Annotated in this window: 18 protein-coding genes and 1 pseudogene; 8 read left to right on the top strand and 11 right to left on the bottom strand. The window is 72.7% G+C overall.

Translation table 11 applies throughout. The annotated features are described in order from the left end of the window. Window positions 1-7: 7 nt before the first annotated feature. From AB0F29_RS10875 to AB0F29_RS10850, 6 genes are all read right to left on the bottom strand, one after another. Window positions 8-1,420 (bottom strand): NADP-dependent succinic semialdehyde dehydrogenase, encoded by a 1,413-nt coding sequence (locus AB0F29_RS10875; protein ID WP_361869915.1) that lies wholly within the window; start codon window positions 1,418-1,420, stop codon window positions 8-10. A gap of 162 nt (window positions 1,421-1,582) precedes the next feature. After that, window positions 1,583-2,041 (bottom strand): ATP-binding protein, encoded by a 459-nt coding sequence (locus tag AB0F29_RS10870; RefSeq protein WP_361869913.1) that lies wholly within the window; start codon window positions 2,039-2,041, stop codon window positions 1,583-1,585. Between the two features lie 193 nt (window positions 2,042-2,234). After that, a complete protein-coding gene (locus AB0F29_RS10865) occupies window positions 2,235-4,334 on the bottom strand; it encodes a xanthine dehydrogenase family protein molybdopterin-binding subunit (RefSeq protein WP_361869911.1) in 2,100 nt (699 codons plus the stop codon). A gap of 67 nt (window positions 4,335-4,401) precedes the next feature. Next, the gene (locus AB0F29_RS10860; RefSeq protein WP_361869909.1) at window positions 4,402-5,403 is read right to left on the bottom strand and encodes a xanthine dehydrogenase family protein subunit M; all 1,002 of its coding nucleotides are present in this window, start codon (window positions 5,401-5,403) and stop codon (window positions 4,402-4,404) included. Next, complete coding sequence (locus AB0F29_RS10855) at window positions 5,400-5,969, bottom strand: 2Fe-2S iron-sulfur cluster-binding protein (protein ID WP_361869907.1); 570 nt, start codon at window positions 5,967-5,969, stop codon at window positions 5,400-5,402. Before AB0F29_RS10855 ends, AB0F29_RS10860 begins: the two co-directional genes overlap by 4 nt. A gap of 61 nt (window positions 5,970-6,030) precedes the next feature. After that, the gene (locus AB0F29_RS10850; protein WP_361869905.1) at window positions 6,031-6,420 is read right to left on the bottom strand and encodes a hypothetical protein; all 390 of its coding nucleotides are present in this window, start codon (window positions 6,418-6,420) and stop codon (window positions 6,031-6,033) included. A gap of 229 nt (window positions 6,421-6,649) precedes the next feature. Here AB0F29_RS10850 and AB0F29_RS10845 point away from each other — a divergent pair, with 229 nt between their 5' ends. The 3 genes and pseudogenes from AB0F29_RS10845 to AB0F29_RS10835 all read left to right on the top strand — a co-directional run bounded on the left by AB0F29_RS10845 (window position 6,650) and on the right by AB0F29_RS10835 (window position 8,867). After that, the gene (locus tag AB0F29_RS10845) at window positions 6,650-6,991 is read left to right on the top strand and encodes a DUF6479 family protein (RefSeq protein WP_361869904.1); all 342 of its coding nucleotides are present in this window, start codon (window positions 6,650-6,652) and stop codon (window positions 6,989-6,991) included. Window positions 6,992-7,043: 52 nt separating this feature from the next. Further along, window positions 7,044-7,959: pseudogene (locus tag AB0F29_RS10840) on the top strand (cation diffusion facilitator family transporter). Window positions 7,960-8,057: 98 nt separating this feature from the next. After that, window positions 8,058-8,867, top strand: a complete 810-nt coding sequence (locus tag AB0F29_RS10835) for a VOC family protein (RefSeq protein WP_361869902.1) — start codon at window positions 8,058-8,060, stop codon at window positions 8,865-8,867. Window positions 8,868-8,873: 6 nt separating this feature from the next. Here the strand turns inward: AB0F29_RS10835 and AB0F29_RS10830 are convergent, their stop codons facing one another. Beyond that, complete coding sequence (locus tag AB0F29_RS10830; RefSeq protein ID WP_361869901.1) at window positions 8,874-9,428, bottom strand: DUF6328 family protein; 555 nt, start codon at window positions 9,426-9,428, stop codon at window positions 8,874-8,876. Between the two features lie 207 nt (window positions 9,429-9,635). On the opposite strand from AB0F29_RS10830, the gene AB0F29_RS10825 reads away from it, so the two are divergent. Then, window positions 9,636-10,016, top strand: coding sequence for a VOC family protein (locus AB0F29_RS10825; RefSeq protein ID WP_361869899.1), 381 nt, complete (start codon window positions 9,636-9,638; stop codon window positions 10,014-10,016). A gap of 79 nt (window positions 10,017-10,095) precedes the next feature. Here AB0F29_RS10825 and AB0F29_RS10820 read toward each other — a convergent pair whose 3' ends face one another. Together AB0F29_RS10820 and AB0F29_RS10815 are read right to left on the bottom strand one after the other, a co-directional pair. Beyond that, on the bottom strand, window positions 10,096-10,593 hold the full coding sequence (locus AB0F29_RS10820) for a GNAT family N-acetyltransferase (RefSeq protein WP_361869896.1): 498 nt from the start codon (window positions 10,591-10,593) through the stop codon (window positions 10,096-10,098). Window positions 10,594-10,624: 31 nt separating this feature from the next. Then, window positions 10,625-11,029, bottom strand: coding sequence for a DUF1992 domain-containing protein (locus AB0F29_RS10815; RefSeq protein ID WP_361869893.1), 405 nt, complete (start codon window positions 11,027-11,029; stop codon window positions 10,625-10,627). A gap of 213 nt (window positions 11,030-11,242) precedes the next feature. Between AB0F29_RS10815 and AB0F29_RS10810 the strand changes: the two genes are divergently transcribed. Both AB0F29_RS10810 and AB0F29_RS10805 read left to right on the top strand, forming a co-directional pair. Beyond that, the gene (locus AB0F29_RS10810) at window positions 11,243-11,821 is read left to right on the top strand and encodes a hypothetical protein (RefSeq protein WP_361869892.1); all 579 of its coding nucleotides are present in this window, start codon (window positions 11,243-11,245) and stop codon (window positions 11,819-11,821) included. After that, window positions 11,818-12,327 (top strand): hypothetical protein, encoded by a 510-nt coding sequence (locus AB0F29_RS10805; protein ID WP_361869889.1) that lies wholly within the window; start codon window positions 11,818-11,820, stop codon window positions 12,325-12,327. The genes AB0F29_RS10810 and AB0F29_RS10805 overlap by 4 nt, the downstream gene beginning before the upstream one ends. Window positions 12,328-12,426: 99 nt before the next feature. Here AB0F29_RS10805 and AB0F29_RS10800 read toward each other — a convergent pair whose 3' ends face one another. Further along, window positions 12,427-13,224, bottom strand: coding sequence for a tyrosine-protein phosphatase (locus AB0F29_RS10800; RefSeq protein WP_361869887.1), 798 nt, complete (start codon window positions 13,222-13,224; stop codon window positions 12,427-12,429). A 121-nt stretch (window positions 13,225-13,345) separates the two neighbouring features. Then, entirely contained in the window at window positions 13,346-13,864 is a 519-nt protein-coding gene (locus tag AB0F29_RS10795; protein WP_361869885.1) for a DUF6325 family protein, read from the bottom strand. A 267-nt stretch (window positions 13,865-14,131) separates the two neighbouring features. On the opposite strand from AB0F29_RS10795, the gene AB0F29_RS10790 reads away from it, so the two are divergent. Beyond that, window positions 14,132-15,994: a methylmalonyl-CoA mutase family protein gene (locus AB0F29_RS10790; protein WP_361869882.1), complete on the top strand. Its 1,863-nt coding sequence runs from the start codon at window positions 14,132-14,134 to the stop codon at window positions 15,992-15,994. After that, window positions 15,994-18,219: a methylmalonyl-CoA mutase gene (scpA, locus tag AB0F29_RS10785; protein WP_361869880.1), complete on the top strand. Its 2,226-nt coding sequence runs from the start codon at window positions 15,994-15,996 to the stop codon at window positions 18,217-18,219. The genes AB0F29_RS10790 and scpA overlap by 1 nt, the downstream gene beginning before the upstream one ends. Window positions 18,220-18,230: the final 11 nt, after the last annotated feature.

Genomic DNA, 18,230 nt, shown 5'->3' with positions numbered 1-18,230 from the left:
GGGGGTGTCAGGACGCCTCGGGTCCGTACCAGAGTGTGGTGGCGTTGCAGAACTCGCGGATGCCGTGTCCGGCCAGCTCACGGCCGTAGCCGGAGCGCTTGACGCCGCCGAAGGGCAGAGCCGGGTGCGAGGCGGTCATCCCGTTGAAGAAGACCCCGCCGGCCTCCAGGTCGCGGGCGCAGCGCTCCTGCTCGCCGGGGTCGCGGGTCCAGACGTTGGAGCTGAGGCCGAAGGGGGTGTCGTTGGCCAGGTGGATCGCCTCGTCGAGGTCGGCGACCCGGTAGAGGGTGGCGACGGGGCCGAAGGTCTCCTCGCGGTGGACGCGCATGGCGGTGGTGATGGAGGCGAGCACGGTGGGCTCGTAGAACCAGCCGTTCTCCAGGCCGCCGCCGAGCTTGTCGGGACGCCGTCCGCCGCACAGCGCCTCGGCTCCCCGCTCGACGGCGTCGTCGACGAGTTCCTCCAGGTCGGTGCGGCCCTGTTCGGTGGAGAGCGGTCCGATGTCGGTGCCCTCCTCCAGCGGGTCGCCGACGGTCAGGGCGCGCATGCCCGCGGTGAACCGCTCGGCGAACGCGTCGTAGACGTCGGCGTGCACGATGAAGCGCTTGGCGGCGATGCAGGACTGGCCGTTGTTCTGGACGCGGGCGGTGACGGCGGTGGCGGCGGCCTTCTCCACGTCCGCCGAGGGCAGGACCAGGTAGGGGTCGCTGCCGCCGAGTTCCAGCACGGTCTTCTTCACCTCGTCACCGGCGGTGGCGGCGACGGCGCGGCCGGCCGGTTCGCTGCCGGTGAGGGTGGCGGCCGCGACGCGCGGGTCGCGCAGGACCGCCTCGACGGCGCCCGAGCCGATCAGGAGCGTCCGGAAGCAGCCGGCGGGGAAGCCCGCCCGGTGGAAGAGGTCTTCCAGGTAGAGGGCGGTCTGGGGCACGTTCGACGCGTGCTTGAGAAGTCCGACGTTGCCCGCCATCAGTGCGGGGGCGGCGAAGCGCACCACCTGCCAGAGCGGGAAGTTCCACGGCATCACGGCGAGGACCACGCCGAGGGGGCGGTAGCGGACCAGCGCGCCGGTGGCGCCGGAGTCCTTCACGTCGTCGGGGTCCGGGTGCTCGTCGGCGAGCAGCCCCTCGGCACGGTCGGCGTACCAGCGCATCGCCTTCGCGCACTTGGCCGCCTCCGCGCGGGCCGCCGTGACGGGCTTGCCCATCTCGACGGTCATCGTGCGGGCGATGGTGTCGCGGTCCTCGTCGAGGAGGTCGGCGGCCCGGTTCAGCCAGCCGGCCCGCTGCTCGAAGGGGGTGGTGCGGTACTGGCGGAAGGTCTCGGCGGCGGCGGCGATCCTGCGTTCGGTCTCCTCCTCGCCGAGGGCGTCGAATGACCTGATCAGTTCGCCGTTCGCGGGGTTGACCGTCGCGATGGGCATGGCAGTGGCCTCCTTTGCATCCGTACTCCGACCGTGCCGCGCCGCACCGGTCCGCGCAACGCGGCCCTCCCCTCCCCCGCACGTACCCGGCCGACGCGGATCATGCGTGCCGGGGCAGCGCGTTCCGCGTCGGCCGGGTGAGGGGGCCGCTCCTCCGGGCGGTTACACGAGCGCCGCCAGGGGAACGTGGCGGGCGGTACGGACGCCGGGCAGCGGGGAGTGCGGGAGCAGACCCGCGGGCTGCGGGGCCTCGGCGTAGCGGGTGAACCAGACCACTTTGCCGTCCGTGGTCCGGCAGGTGCCCCAGCTGTCGCTCAGGGCCATGACCCGGCTCAGCCCGCCGCCGACCGGCAGCAGCCGGGGCATCCGGGCACTGTTGTCCGCGACGGACACGGTCACGTGCCGCCCGGTCCAGCGGAGTTCGAGGACGCAGGTGTCGCCGTCGCCGACATGCCGGTGGACGTTGGTCAGGAGCTCGTCCATGGCCCGGCACACCGGCCGGACCTGCAGGTCGAGACTCCAGTGACGGAGGTGTGCGGCGACGATCCGCCGCATCTGGGAAACGCGCTCTGCCGACACCTGCAGTTCGACCGAGTAGTGCCGGTCGAGTGGAACGGTCATCGTCGAGGCTCCTCACCACGAGGCCCACGTACTTCACCCCGTCGTACTTCACCCCGTCGTACGAACGCCCCCCGAACACGAAGCGTGAGCACAGATCACTTCTGGGTCACTCATCAGGGTGCGTCGTGTAGGCCGTCCGCGCAACAGCTGAGCCGTCCGCGCTGGTGGGGGGCGGTGCCCGGTGGCAAGGCGGTCAGAGCAGGTAGGGCAGCAGGGTGTCCGGGGTGAGGGGCAGTTCGCGCAGCCGGGCGCCGGTGGCGTGGCGGACCGCGTTCCCGATGGCGGCGGCGGTGCCGACGATCCCGATCTCGCCGATGCCCTTGGAGCCCATCGGGTTGAGGTGGCGGTCGTCCTCCTCGATCCAGTGCGCCTGGATGTCGGCCGTGTCGGCGCAGACGGGCACGTGGTAGGCGGCGAGGTCCTTGGCGGTGAAGTCGCCGAAGTCCGGGTCGATGCCGCAGCCCTCGGTGAGGGCCATGCCGACGCCCATCACCATGGCGCCGGTGAACTGGGAGCGTGCGGTGCGCGTGTTGAGGATCCGCCCGGCGGCGAACACGCCGAGGAGGCGGCGTACGCGGACCTCGCCGGTCACGGCGTCGACGGCCGTCTCGGCGAAGTGCGCGCCGAAGGCGTGCCGGGCGTACGGGGACTCCTCGCCGGTCTCCTGTTCGGTGTCGGCGGTGATGGTGATCCCGTCGGCGGGCAGCGGGCCCGGGTGCTCCGTCAGGCGGGCGGCGAGGCCGGTCGCCGCCTTGTGCACGGCCCAGCCCCAGGAGGCGGTGCCGGAGGAGCCGCCGGCCAGTGGGGCTGCGGGCAGGCCGGTGGAGCCGATGTCGACGCGTACGGCCTCCGGGGCGACGCCGAGCACGTCGGCGGCGATCTGGGCCAGGACGGTGCGGGCCCCGGTGCCGATGTCGGTGGCGTTGACCTCGACGCGCAGGGCGCCGTTCCGCGCCGCGTGGGCGGTCGCGGTGGACCGGGAGACGAGGACGGGGTACGTCGCCGAGGCCACGCCCGTACCGATGAGCCAGCGGCCTTCCTGACGGGCGGCGGGCCGGGGGTCGCGGTCGTGCCAGCCGAACCGGGCCGCGCCGTCGCGCAGGCAGGCGGCGAGACCGCGGCTGCTGAAGGGGCGGCCGCTGTCCGGTTCCGTCTCCGGCTCGTTGCGCAGCCGCAGCTCCACGGGGTCCAGGCCGAGGGCGGAGGCCAGCTCGTCCATGGCGGACTCCAGGGCGTACATCCCCGAGGCCTCCCCCGGGGCGCGCATCCAGGAGGGGCTGGGCACGTCGAGGGCGGTCACCAGGTGCGCGGTCCGGCTGTGCGGCGAGGCGTACATGACGCGGGCGGGCACGGCGGCCTGTTCGACGAACTCCTTGACGGTGGAGGTCTGGGTGACGACCTCGTGGCTGACGGCGGTGAGCACCCCGTCCAGCTCCGCGCCGAGCCGGACCCGCTGGATCGTGGGGGCCCGGTGGCCGACGACCTCCGCGAGCTGGGCCCGGGGGAAGGCGAGTTTGACCGGACGGCCGGTGTGCAGGGCGGCCATCGCGGCCAGGACCCCCTGCGGGCGGGTGGTGCCCTTCGAGCCGAAGCCGCCGCCGACGTGCTCGGAGATTACGGTGATCCGGTCCGGGTCCAGGCCGAACGCCTGGGCCAGGCTCTCGCGGACCTTGGTGGAGCCCTGGCTGGAGTCGTGGACGGTGAGGTGTCCGTCGGCCCACACGGCGGTGGCGGCGTGCGGCTCCATGGGGTGGTTGTGCAGCGCGACCATCCGGTAGGTGGCGTCGACCTGGACGGGCGAGGCGGCCAGGGCCCGTTCCACGTCACCGCGCAGCCGGACGGCGGGTTCACCGCCGTTGGCCTCGTCGGGCGTGTAGAGACCGGGGTGGTCCTCGGTGAGGACGACGTCGTGCGGATCGCGTTCGTACTCGACGAGGAGTTCCCCGGCGCCTGTCCGGGCGGCCTCCAGGGACTCCGCGATCACGAGGGCGATCGGCCAGCCGTGGTGCGGGACCCGGTCGTTCTGGAGCACGGCGAGAATCGGGTCGTCGGGCTCCTGGAGCTCGGGCGCGTTGTCGTGGGTGAGAACGGAGTGGACGCCGGGTACGGCGAGGGCGTCGACGGCCCGTACGGCGGTGACGCGCCCGGCCGCGACGGTGGCCGGGACGGGCCAGGCGTACAGGCAGTCGGCGGGCGTGCGGTCCAGCGCGTAGCGGGCGGTACCGGTGACCTTGTCCCGGGCCTCTCTGCGGACGACGGGCGCACCGGGGAACTGCGGGGCTTGCGTGGTCATGGCGGTGGGTCCTCGGGGGTCGGTGGTGCGGGCGGGCGGTGGGCGCGTGGACAGGGGCCCGGGCGGTTCAGCCGTTCCGCGCGGGCTGCCGGGCGGTGAGTTCGCCGAGCACGTCGAGGGCGAGCCGGCGGGCCAGGTCCACCTTGAACGCGTTGTCGCGCAGCGGCCGCGCCTCGGCCAGTTCGGCGATCAGGGCGTGCTGGAAGGCGGCGGGCGTGGCCGGAGCACCGCGCAGCTCGGCCTCGGCCCGGTGGGCCCGCCACGGCCGGTGGGCGACGCCGCCGAACGCGAGCGTGGCGTGTTCCACCCGGCCGGCGTCCACCCGGAGCGTGGCGGCGACGGAGACGAGTGCGAAGGCGAAGCTGGCGCGGTCGCGGGCCTTGCGGTACCGGGAGGCCGCCCCGGGCGCCGGCGGCGGGAGCACGACCTCGGTGATCAGCTCGCCGGGCCTGATCACGGTGTCCTGGTCGGGGTTGTCCCCCGGCAGGCGGTGGAACTCGGTGAGGGGGACGGTCCGTTCGCCCTCGGGCCCCAGGAGCACCACCGTCGCGTCGAGCGCGGCGAGGGCCACGGCCATGTCGGACGGGTTGGTGGCCACGCACTCCGGCGAGTGTCCGAGGATGGCGAGGTCGCGGTGGGTGCCCTCGCGTGCGGGGCAGCCGGAGCCGGGGAGCCGTTTGTTGCAGGGCTTGGCGACGTCCTGGAAGTAGCGGCAGCGGGTGCGCTGGAGCAGGTTGCCGCCGGTGGTGGCGGAGTTGCGGAGCTGGCCGGAGGCCCCGGCCAGCAGCGCCTGGGACAGCACGGGGTAGCTCCCCGTCACGTCGGGGTGGGCGGCGAGGTCGCTGTTGCGCACGGTGGCGCCGATGCTCAGGCCGCCGTCGGCCGTCCGGGTCACCCGGTCCAGCGGCAGCCCGGCGACGTCGATGAGGACCCGGGGCGTCTCCACACCGAGCTTCATCAGGTCCACCAGATTGGTGCCGCCGCCGAGGAAGCGGGCGCCGGCGCCTTCCGCGCAGAGCCGGACGGCCTCGTCGGTGGAGGCGGGGCGCGCATAGCCGAACGGTTTCACTCGATCACGTCCTCGATGGCTTCGACGATCCGGGGGTAGGCCCCGCACCGGCACAGGTTGCCGCTCATCCGCTCCCGGATCTCGTCGGCGTCGAGTGCGACGGGTCCGGCCGGTCCGGTGGCGGTGTCCGGTTCGGTGACGTGCGAGGGGTGGCCGTCCGCGGCCTCGCGGAGCATGCCCACGGCCGAGCAGATCTGGCCCGGGGTGCAGAAACCGCACTGGAGGGCGTCCCGCTCGACGAACGCCCGCTGCACCGGGTGCAGGCTCTCGCCGTCGGCGAGTCCTTCCACGGTGGTGATCGTGGCGCCGTCCTGGGCGACGGCGAGCAGCAGGCAGCTGTTGACCCGCCGTCCGTCGACGAGGACCGTGCAGGCCCCGCACTGGCCGTGGTCGCAGCCCTTCTTGGCCCCGGTGAGCCCGAAGCTCTCCCGGAGCGTCTCCAGGACCGTGGTGCGGTGGTCGATGGTCAGCGTCGTCGGGTCACCGTTGACGTGGAGAGTCACGGTGGAGTGTTCGTCGACGACCGGTTCCGGTTCGAGGTCGGCCCCCAGAGCGAGGGAATCCATGCGCGCGCCTTTCGCTTCACCGCGGGGCTGGGTCGCCCCGGTCGTGTTCTCGTACCGGCCGTCAGCGGCTCTCCAGCCGCAGCCTGACCTCCTGCTCCTGGTCGCCGGCGGCCGTGCCGACGACGCTCACGGCGAAGGCGCCGGTGAGGTGGGTACGCAGCCGGTCGACGGCCCAGTAGCCGCCCTGGGCTTCCACCGTGACCGGTTCGGTGAGGCGGGCGGGGGTGGCGGCCGCCCTCGGTTCGGACACGTCCACGGTGGTGACCCAGACGGTCGGGCGGGGGCCCGAGGCCGACGTGGGGGTCTCGCCCATCGGGTGGTCGGACGCGAAGGCGGTGGCGAGTACGTCGAACACGGTTCGCGCGTCCTGTGTGTCGCAGCGGCTGAGCGAGACCACCACCTCCCGGTCCGCCGGGTGATCCTCGCCGCTCTGCTCGGGGGTGCTGTTCACCGTGATTCCTTCCGCTGAGGTGCCGGCCGTCGGGACCACTCCAGGCTGACCCCGCATCCGGCCGACGGCGACACGGGAAGCGTCCGGGAGAGGGCTTGAGCTCCCGGAGAGCGGGCAGGAGGGCGGTCCTGGCCCACAGTCTTGAAACGCGTTTCCCCTGAGATACCCATAAAACATGAATTGCTGTGAATAGCTGACTGATGCCCTTCTCCCGGGGTATGCGCACTACATGGATGTTCTGAATGCAGTCAATGCGGTCGAGGCGTCGGCCGAGGTCCCGCTCGCGGCGAGCACCGGGGCCCTCGGGGTCGTCCTGCCCATCGTGGGGCTGGCCGTGGTCGCCCTGCTGATCGGCGGCTTCATCCTCACCAAGCGCAAGCACGACGCCGAGCCGCCGCCGCCCCAGCCCCATGAGCAGCCGGAGAAGCCGGATCAGCGCACCCACATCGAGCAGCACGACCCGCACTCCTCCGACCGGTTCCCCGCGGACGGCCACGCCCTGTCCCCGTACGAGCTGAAGGATCACGGCAACGGTCCGCTGCCGCCCGACGAGGAGCAGCCGCGCGGCTGACGGCCCGTCCCGCGGGGGCATCGGGCCGGCCCCCTGCGCACAGGAGGTGGTGATGGCCGGCTCGGCGGCCGACCGGCGTACGCGCGTCACGGTCCTGGTGGCACTCGCGGCCAACCTGGTGATCGCCGCGGCCAAGACCGCGGGCGGGTCTGGCGGCCGGCTCCCCGGCCCTGTTGTCGGAGGCCGCCCACTCGGTCGCCGACAGCCTCAACGAGGTCTTCCTCCTCGCCGCGCTCCGGCGCAGCCGCCGCCCCGCCGATGCCCGTCATCCGTTCGGATACGGCAAGGAGCGCTTCTTCTGGGCGCTGCTTGCCGCGGTCGGCATCTTCGTGATGGGCGGTTGTTTCTCGTTCTACCAGGGGCTTTCCGCGCTCCGCCGGGACGGCCACGAGTCCCCCGAGGGATACACGGCGGGTCTCGTCGTCCTCGGCGTCGCCCTCGTCGCCGAGGCCACGTCCCTGGGGCGGGCCCTGCACCAGGCGCGCGGCGAGAAGCGCGGCGTACGGGACCCGGCTCTGCGCACCGTCATCGCCGAGGACAGCACGGCGGTTCTCGGCGTGGCCCTGGCGATGGCGGGCATGGTGCTGCACCTGACCACCGGGAGTGTGGTCTGGGAGGCGGCGGCCTCGCTGGGCATCGGGCTGCTGCTGGTCCACGTGGCCTGCCGGCTCGGGCGGGACGCCCGCGACCAGTTGATCGGCGAGGCCGTCGACCCGGGGTTGCGGGACGAGCTGGTGGGCTTCCTGATGCGCCAGGGCGAGATCGACAACGTGGCGGAGCTCCTCACGATGCGGCTGGGCATGGACTCGGTCCTGGTCGCCGCCCGTATCGACCTCGCCCCCGGCATCGACAGCGAGCGGGTGGAGGAGGTCTCGATGCGCATCAGGGAGACGATGGCCGGCCGGTGGCCGCAGGCCGACCAGGTCTTCCTCGACATCACGAATGCCCCGCCGCGCGCCGGACGGTGACCCGGGCCCGCGTTGCGGGACCGGGCGGGCCGGTCGAGGCTGGTTGCTGGACCGCAGCGGCGGGGCAGGACGCCGCTCCCCGACGAAGGCAGTGGACCATGACCGGAAGCGATCCCCGTACGGCCTCGGCAGCACCGCTCACGGGGCCGGCCGCACCGTGCTGGGTCACTCTCATGACCCGGAACCTGGAGACCGCCGAGCGGTTCTACGCGCAGGTCCTGGGGTGGTCGTTCCGGACCGGGCGACTCGGGGCGGACTACTCCGTGGCCTACCGCGGCGAGGTGCCGGTGGCCGGCGTCTTCGCCGTCTCCTCGGCGTATCAGGTCGCGGTGGCCTGGACGCCGTACTTCGCGGTGGAGGACGCGGACGTGGCCGCCGCGCGGGTCCGCGAGCGCAGCGGGACCGTGGCGGTGGGACCGCTGACGCTCGGCAAGGGGCGCGGGGTGCTGGCGTCGGACCGGGACGGAGCGTCCTTCGGCCTCTGGGAGCGCACCGAGGACTCCGCCTCGCCGCCGGCCCCGGCCGACCACGCGCACGCATGGCTGCGGCTGCGGACCCGTGACGCCTTCGACGCGGCGATCTTCTACGGCGAGGTGCTCGACTGGGCGAGCGGGCGGCCCGGGTGCTGCGATGTCGCCTACGAGGGCGACGAGGTCATCGTGCGGTGCGAGGGGCATCCGCTGGCCCGGATCAGCTCGGGGGCCGTGGAGGCGGACGTCGACCCGGTGGTGCGCCCGCACTGGCAGGTCCAGTTCCCGGTGGCGGACCTCGCGGCGACGGTCTCCGCGGCCGGGCGGCACGGCGGCGCCCTCGTCGAGGAGCGCACCGGCTTCGGGGGCACCGAGGTCACCCTGCGGGATCCGGACGGCGCGCTGTTCGCGGTGACCGATGTGCGCAGCCCGGCCTGACCCGCCTCAGGTGGCGCCGCTCCCCCGGCCGGACGGCTCGTCCCCGTCCCCGCCCTTCTCCTCGTCCTCGTCCTCCGGATCCCGTCGGCCGGAGCGCCCCCGGGCCAGGGCCCATACCGGGAAGACGAACCAGCAGGCGACGAACCAGAGGGCCATCGCGCCCACGAGCCACAGGGCCAGCTGGTTGTGCAGGGCGACGCGCAGGATCAGCAGGAGCACCGAGCACATCGTGCAGAACAGCAGCACCAGGCCGAGCACGGTCATCCGGGAGGCCCAGATGACCGTCTCGGGCTTCATCCGGCGGCCGGTGAGGAGCCGGTGGTACGACACGGGGCCGATGAGCGCCGCCGCGGTGGCCGAGCCGAGCATCACCGTGACGACGTAGATGTTCCGATCGGTGTCGCCCAGGTCGGCGAACCGCGACTGGAAGACCACCGCGAGCAGGAAACCGAAGAGGATCTGTACCCCGGTCTGGGCGACACGCAGCTCCTGGAGCAGTTCGGACCACTGCCGGTCCGCCCGCTCCTCCTGGGTCTCCTGACGGCCTCTGCTGGATGTCACGTGGCCTCCCTTTTCTCCCTGAGGGCCCCGTCGGGGGGCGGCGGCGTGCCGATGGCCGGATCTCACAGGTTCCCCGCGGGCACGGACGCAACCCCGTGGACCGGTGTGCGCTGCCCGCCTATGATCACGGCAGGGCATCGCGCGTCGGTCACCGGCCGGGTGAGGCGTGGAGGTAGCCCGTGAGATGCCCGTTGGAGGCATTCCACCGTGTCAGTCGAGTTGAACCACACCATCGTCCATTGCCGGGACAAGCGCGAGTCCGCCGAATTCCTGGCGGATCTGCTGGGCCTGACGGCCGGAGAGGAGTGGGGTCCGTTCGTTCCGGTCGTTCTCGCGAACAGCGTCACGCTGGATTTCGCGACGGTTCCCGCCGCTTCGATCACCCCGCAGCACTACGCCTTCCTCATTTCGGAGGCGGAGTTCGACAGCGCGTTCGCGAAGATCCAGGCTCTGGGGATCGATTTCTTCGCCGATCCCCATCAGAAGATCCCCGGCGAGATCAACCACAACGACGGCGGACGGGGCGTGTACTTCCCCGATCCGAGCGGTCATGGCATGGAGTTGATCACCCGCCCGTACGGCGGCTGATCGGCTTCTGAAGCACCCCGTCCCGGAGCCCGGCCCGCGCACTGCGGCCGGGCTTCGGCCGTTCCCGGCGGGGTGCGCCTCAGCCGATGCGGAGCAGGAGTTCGGGGCGGTCCCACATGACCGCCGGCGGGTCGGCCCGCACCGTGCCGACGGGCTCGGCGCCGATGCTCCGGTAGAAGCCCTCGGCGGGCGGGTGGGAGACGATCCGGAGGCCCGTGAGTCCGGCGCTCCGGGCCTCCTCGCGCAGATGGGCGGCGAGCTGTCGCCCGACGCCGAGCCCCTGGGCGGAGTCGGCGACGAACATCAGGTCAAGTTCCGGCGGGTCGAGGAGAAGCGCGTAGAAGCCGAGGATCCGGCCCGTACCGCCGTCCGCGGCGACGAAGACCCGGTGCGCCTCGATGTAGTCCGGCCCGACCCGGTAGCCCTCGACCATCGGGGCGTACGGGCCCTCGTAGGCGCCCGAGGTGCGGACGAGCCGGGTCAGCCGGCCGGCGTCGCCCGCCGAGGCCCGGCGGACCGTCACATCGGCCCGCCGCGGTGCGCGCCCGCCCCGCCGCCCTGCCCTGCCCGATTCCATACGGCGAGTATGCGGCACCGTGGCGGCGGCTTCAGTCCGGGTCGCGTTCCTCGCGCCAGCGGCGGACGGTCCCGTCCACGTCGAAGGGGACCAGCCGCAGCGGCGGGCCCTCGGGAGGCATGCGGATCGCCCGCTCGATCTTCTCGTTCACCTCGGTCAGGATGCGCCGCACCTCGGCCTCGGTGCGGGCCGCGGCCACCGCGCGGGGTACGTCCTCCGCCTCTTTGCGCAGGGCCAGCGCGGGCGGCAGCATCGACACGCCCTCCCGCTGCATCTTCTGCTTGATCCACCAGGCCTCGTCGTACGGGCGTTCCAGGCCGGCGATCGGCTTCCCGAAGCCCGGGAGCGCGGAGAAGTCGCCGCGTTGCTCCGCCTCGTGAATCTGCCGGTCGACCCAGGACTCGAAACTGACTCCCGGTGGTTTGCGCTCCGTCATCGCGTGCCCCTCCGCCGATCCGACGCTTTCACCCTACACAGAGCGGTGCGCGGAGCCCTCCCGGCGAAGGGCCGCTGCCTCGAACGGGGATCCGGGGGTACACGAACCCCTGCACCTCGCCCGGCGGTCGCCGCCGGGCTCGGACCGAAAGGGGTTGACCACTGTGCGACAGCAGAGCTACGTACCGGCCGATGAACGTCGGGGGCGGTAGCCATGACGACAACGATCATCATCATCGCCGTGGTCGCCGTGGCGGCCATCGCCGCGTTCTTCCTTCTCCGTGGACGACCGGTCGGCGGCAGGGGGCTGCGTGGCCGCTTCGGGCCGGAGTACGACCGTGTGGTCGCGCGGCACGGCGGGGACACCGCGGCGGCCGAGCGGGAACTCGGCGACCGGGTGAGGCGGCACGGGCACCTTGACGAGCGCCCGCTGACCAAGGAGGCGCGCGCACGGTACGCCGCCCGCTGGGCGAGCGCCCAGGAGCTGTTCGTGGAATCGCCGGAGCGGTCGCTCACCGAAGCCGACGCGCTGCTGGCCGATCTGTCGCGTGAGCGCGGCTTCCCGGCCGGCGAGGACTTCGAGGACCGTACGGACGCGCTCTCCGTCCACCACGCCGCGCACGTCGACGGCTACCGCCGGGTGCACGCCGCTCGTCGCGGGGACGTGAGCACCGAGGAGATGCGTGAGGCCCTGATCAAGGCCCGCGGGCTCTTCGACGGCCTGCTCGCGGACGGTCTGTCGGGGCGTGAGCACGGCAGCAGGCATCTGGTGAAGGGACGCGGTGCGTCATGACGCGGACACCGAACGGAGAGACGGGTCTGCCCGAGGGCGCGGGCCCCATCGACATGGGCAGGCCCGTGACGGCTCCGAAGACGGTCACAGGCGAGGAGCCGGCCGGCCGTATCGGGGCGGACCCCCGTACCGCCCCCGGGCCCACGGTCGCCGAAACCCCGGGTCACTCGGTCCCCCAAGCAGGACCGGAAGCCGCCCTGGGGCGTGCCGAGGGCGGCCTCCACCCCGGCAGGCCGTTGTTCGCCCCCGAGGAGCGGGAAGCGTTCGCCGCCCGGATCCAGCAGGCGGTGACCGGCTTCGTGGAGGACCCGCACCGGGCGGTGCGGGAGGCCGACGCCGCCTTCGACGAGGTCGTCGCGAGCCTCGGGGCCGCTCTGGAGGAGCGCGGGCGGCGCCTGCGCGCGGGGAAGGACGGGAGCGGCCCTGTGACCGGGGCGGAGACGGAGGATCTGCGGATCGCGCTTCAGCACTACCGCGACCTGACGGAACGCCTCGTACGCCTTTAGCCGGGGCCGCTCCAGCACGCGGAAAGGTGGCCGGTCCGGCCGGACCGGCCACCTTTCCGCGTCCCCCCGCCCGTCCACAGGCGGCACGCCGCGGCCGGTTCAGCCCCGGATCACCAGGCCGTCGCGCAGCCGCTCCAGTGCGGCGTCGGGTACGCGCAGCCCGTTGCGCACGTAACCGTCGAGGCCGCCCCAACGTTCGTCCATGGCGTCGAGCGCCACATCCAGGTAGCGGGGGCGGACCTCGATGATCGCCGCGGCGACGGCGGGGTCACCGCCACCGTCCAGGAACTTCGCCACGTACGGGGCGTAGGCAGCACGTACGGCGGGGTTGACCGCGAGGAAGTCCGACCGCACCGTCGCGCGGGCCGCCCCCAGGAGCATCAGCAGGACGGCTGCCGCCCAGCCGGTACGGTCCTTGCCCGCCGTGCAGTGGAAGAGCACCGGTCGCGCACCGGGGTCGGCGGCCGTCTCCAGAAAGGCCCGGTAGGCGGCCGCGGCACCCGGCGAGAGGACCATCTTCCGGTAGGTCTCGGCGAACAGTTCCTCTGCCCTGCCGCCCCCCAGCGTCCGTTCCGCCTCCACCGGGTCGGCGAGCAGGGACCGCAGCCGGGCGGGCGCCACACCCGGGTGGTCGCCCAGCACATCGGCGACGAAGAGCCTGGCCCGGTCCGGCAGCCGGTCCGGGGCCCACTGGCGTTCGTCGGCGGTACGCAGGTCCACGACGGTGCGGATGCCGAGCGCGGACACCGCCCGGTCGCTCGCCGGGTCGAGCTCGCTCAGCTGACCCGAGCGGAACAGGACGCCCTGCCGCACCCGGCGGTCACGGCCCAGGGCGATACCGCCCAGGTCGCGCAGATTGACAACGGTGGCGGCCGGAACGGTCCGGGCGGTCTGCACGATGAACTGCCTCTTTCCCCGATGAATTCCAGGAATTCCACATATCAGGATCAACGTCGCATGCAGCAAGGAAAGCACCACCGGCGAACTCCGGGCGGCGCCCCGGGGCGTCGGCCGGACATCAGTCCGACAGGAGCTTCGTCTTCTGCTCCACGAACTCGGCGTCGGTGAGGACGTCCCGCCTCCACAGTTCGGCGAGCCGCTCCAGCCGGGTGATGATGTCGTCCCCCGCGACCTCCTGGTCACCGGAGTCACCGCCCCCGAGGCGCTCGTGCGCGACGAACGTGCCCCCGGCCGCGCGGGCCGCGCGGGCGAGCGACGTGGTCCACAGGTCCTCCCGGACGACGATCGCCACCACATCGCCCACGGGCACCCCCCGGTCGAGCCTTTCGACGTCCTCCGGGCCCAGGACCGCCGCCGCCCCGCCCTCCGCCGTATCGGCGGGAACCACTCCCTCGGGGTCCAGCTCCCGCAGCTCCACCGGGGCCGGCGCGCCGCCCTCGACCCTGCGCACGAAGGCCAGGTCGCCCGCCCGTACGGCTCCGGACGACACGGCGTCGGCGAGCGCGGGGGCGACCGACCCGGTGAAACGACTGCCGGGGAAGGCGATGACGAGGTACTCCACAGGTCCGACGGCCACGGTCGCGTCCTCTCCGTGTCCCGGCGGCCACAGGGGCGCCGGGGTGGATACGGCATTCCAGGGATGGCATAAAAAATGAGGAAACTTCGCACATAATATGCATCTCCGTCCCGATTCATCCCGATGTCACGGACCGTCGTGTTGCCGCCGCCCGCTCGCCCGCCCGGTTACGCGACCGTATGTAAAGGATCAAGTACATCTCCGCGAGGGCAAGGTCACAGCCTGTGCCCCTGCTCCTCGTTCGGCGCACTGGCCTAGCATCTGAGCATGACGGTCCAGCCTGCTGACGGGCTCTCTCCGGCCGCCGCGTTCCCCGACCCTTCCCATGACCAGTGGCAGACCCTCGTAGAGGGCGTACTGCGCAAGTCTGGCAAGGAAGTCTCGGGCTCGGCCGCCGAGGAAGCGCTGTCCACCACACTGGAGGACGGGCTCACCACCCGCCCCCTCTACACCGCGCGAGACGAGTCGCCGGACACCGGCTTTCCCGGCTTCGCCCCCTTCACCCGGGGCGGCAGGGCCGAGGGGAACGCGGCAGGCGGCTGGGGCGTGCGCCAACGTCATAGCCTGACCGACCCCGTCCGGCTCAACGAGGCCCTGCTCGGCGATCTGGAGAACGGCGTCACCTCCCTCTGGCTCACCGTGGGCGGCCCGGTGGGCGTCCCCGTCGACGGGCTCGCCCGGGCACTGGAAGGCGTCTACCTCGACCTCGCGCCCATCGCCCTCGACGCCCCGGCAGACCTGGACGCCGCGGCGACGGAGCTGCTGCGGCTGTACGAGGAACGCGGCGTCGCGAAGAGCGAGGCGCGCGGCACACTGGGGGCCGACCCGCTCGGCCACGAGGCCCGGACGGGCGTCGAGGCGGACCTCACCGCCGCCGTGCGCTGGGCGCGGGTGTGCGACGCGGAGTACCCGCGAATCCGGGCCATCGCCGTGGACGCGCTCCCCTACCACGAGGCCGGCGGTTCGGCCGGCGAGGAGCTGGGGCTCTCCCTGGCCGCCGGCGTCGCGTACCTGCGGGCCCTGACCGGTGCCGGGATGAGCGTGGAAGCGGCCTGCGGGCAGCTGGAGTTCCGCTACGCGGCCACCGCCGACCAGTTCCTGACCATCGCCAAGCTGCGCGCGGCACGCCGGCTGTGGGCGCGGGTCGCCGAGGCCTCCGAAGCCCCTGGCGCCGGATCCCAGCGGCAGCACGCCGTCAGCTCGCCGGTGATGATGACGCGCCGCGATCCGTGGGTGAACATGCTGCGCACCACGCTGGCCACGCTGGGCGCGGGGGTGGGCGGCGCGGACTCCGTGACCGTGCTGCCGTTCGATCACGCACTGGGCCTGCCCGACGCGTTCGCGCGGCGGATCGCCCGTAACACCTCGACGATCCTCATGGAGGAGTCGCACCTGGCACGGGTCATCGACCCGGCGGGCGGCTCCTGGTACGTGGAGCGGCTGACCGACGAACTCGCCTCGGCCGCCTGGGCGTTCTTCCAGGAGACCGAGCGGGCGGGCGGTCTGCCCGCCGCCCTGCGCTCCGGGATGGTCGCGGAGCGGCTCGCCGCCACCTGGGCGGCGCGCAGTGCGAAGCTGGCCCGTCGCAAGGAGCCGATCACCGGGGTGAGCGAGTTCCCGCAGCCGGGCGAGCGCCCGGTGGAGCGCGAGCCCGCGCCCGACGCGTACGCGGGTACTCCGGGCGGGTTGCCCCGGGTCCGGCGCGACGAGGCGTTCGAGGCGCTGCGCGCCCGCTCCGACGCGCACCTCGCGGCGACCGGGAGCCGCCCGAAGGTGTTCGTCGCCGCGCTCGGTCCGGCCGCCGCGCACACCGCGCGGGTCTCCTTCGCCGTCAACCTCTTCGGGGCGGGCGGGATCGAGGCGGTCCACGATCCGGTGTCGGTGGACGCGGACGCCGCAGCGGGCGCGCTGACCGCCTCCGGGGCGACGGTCGCCGTTCTGTGTTCGTCGGACGCGCTGTACGCCGAGCAGGCGGAGCAGGTGGCCGGTGCGCTGAAGTCAGCGGGAGCTGTACGGGTGTTCCTCGCGGGACGCCCCGGCGAGTATGCCGATGTCGATGCCTATGTCTTCGCCGGCTGCGACGCGGTCGCCGTTCTCACCTCCGTACTCGACCGCATGGGAGTGGCGTGATGCCGACATCGCCCACGGATCGGAAATCCTCCGTTCCCGACTTCTCCGACGTGCCGCTCACGGCGGCCGCGCCGCCCTCCGGCTCCGCCGAGGAGTGGCGGGCGGCCGTGACGAAGGCCGCCGACGGTTCCGAGGCTCCGCTGTGGGAGACGCCCGAGGGCATCACGGTCAAGCCGCTCTACACCGGTGAGGACCTGGAGGGCCTGGACGCGCTGCACTCGTATCCGGGGATCGCCCCGTATCTGCGCGGGCCCTACCCGACGATGTACGTCAACCAGCCCTGGACGATCCGTCAGTACGCCGGGTTCTCCACGGCCGAGGAGTCCAACGCCTTCTACCGGCGCAACCTCGCGGCCGGCCAGAAGGGTCTGTCGGTCGCCTTCGACCTGCCCACCCACCGGGGCTACGACAGCGACCACCCTCGGGTCACCGGCGACGTCGGCATGGCCGGGGTGGCGATCGACTCGATCTACGACATGCGCCAGTTGTTCGACGGCATTCCGCTGGACCGGATGTCGGTGTCGATGACGATGAACGGCGCGGTGCTCCCCGTGCTGGCGCTGTACATCGTGGCCGCCGAGGAACAGGGCGTGCCGCCCGAGAAGCTGGCCGGGACCATTCAGAACGACATTCTGAAGGAGTTCATGGTCCGCAACACCTACATCTATCCGCCGTCGCCCTCGATGCGGATCATCTCCGACATCTTCGCGTTCACGTCACGGAAGATGCCGCGCTACAACTCCATCTCGATCTCCGGCTATCACATCCAGGAGGCCGGGGCGACAGCCGATCTGGAGCTGGCGTACACGCTGGCCGACGGGGTGGAGTATCTGCGGGCCGGACGTGAGGCCGGGCTGGATGTCGACGCGTTCGCGCCGCGGCTCTCGTTCTTCTGGGCGATCGGCATGAACTTCTTCATGGAGGTCGCGAAGCTGCGGGCGGCCCGGCTCCTGTGGGCTCGCCTGGTGCGGCAGTTCGACCCGAAGAACCCCAAGTCCCTTTCCCTGCGCACCCATTCGCAGACGTCCGGCTGGTCGCTGACCGCGCAGGACGTGTTCAACAATGTGACGCGCACCTGCGTGGAGGCGATGGCCGCGACGCAGGGGCACACCCAGTCGCTGCACACCAACGCGCTGGACGAGGCGTTGGCGCTGCCCACCGACTTCTCCGCCCGCATCGCCCGTAACACGCAGCTCCTGCTCCAGCAGGAGTCCGGCACCTGCCGGGTCATCGACCCGTGGGGCGGCAGCGCGTACGTGGAGAAGCTGACGCGGGACCTGGCGGACCGGGCCTGGCAGCACATCGAGGAGGTCGAGGCGGCCGGCGGCATGGCGAAGGCCATCGACGCGGGCATCCCCAAGCTCCGGGTGGAGGAGGCCGCCGCGCGCACGCAGGCGCGGATCGACTCCGGGCGGCAGCCGGTGATCGGGGTGAACAAGTACCGGGTGGAGACCGACGAGAAGATCGACGTCCTCAAGGTCGACAACTCCTCGGTGCGCACCCAGCAGATCGAGAAGCTGCGCCGGCTGCGCGCGGAGCGCGACGAGGTGGCGTGCCAGGAAGCGCTGCGTGCGCTGACGGCCGCCGCCGAGCGTGACCCGGGCCCGGACCTGGAGGGCAATCTGCTGGCGCTGGCGGTCGACGCGGCGCGGGCGATGGCCACGGTCGGGGAGATCTCGGACGCGTTGGAGAAGGTGTACGGGCGGCACGCCGGGCAGATCCGTACGATCTCCGGTGTGTACCGCAAAGAGGCAGGAGAGTCCCCTTCGGTGGACCGCACCCGCGCACTGGTCGAGGCCTTCGAGGAGGCCGAGGGCCGCCGTCCGCGCATCCTCGTCGCCAAGATGGGGCAGGACGGGCACGACCGGGGCCAGAAGGTGATCGCCACGGCCTTCGCCGACCTGGGCTTCGACGTGGACGTCGGCCCGCTGTTCCAGACGCCCGGCGAGGTGGCGCGGCAGGCCGTCGAGGCCGACGTGCACATCGTGGGCGTCTCCTCGCTGGCGGCCGGGCACCTCACGCTCGTGCCCGCGCTGCGCGAGGAGCTGGCCGCCGAGGGGCGTGAGGACATCATGATCGTGGTGGGCGGGGTGATTCCGCCGCAGGACATCGAGGCTCTGCACGAGGCGGGCGCCGCCTCCGTCTTCCCGCCGGGGACGGTGATCCCGGACGCGGCCCACGACCTGGTGACGCGGCTCGGCACCGCGCTCGGCCACGAGCTGTGAGCCGCTGACCG

This window comes from Streptomyces sp. NPDC026589, assembly GCF_040638385.1.
Classification (GTDB): Bacteria; Actinomycetota; Actinomycetes; order Streptomycetales; family Streptomycetaceae; genus Streptomyces.
The sequence above is the reverse complement of the archived record's forward strand: the minus strand, read 5'-3'. Positions and strand labels throughout refer to the sequence as shown.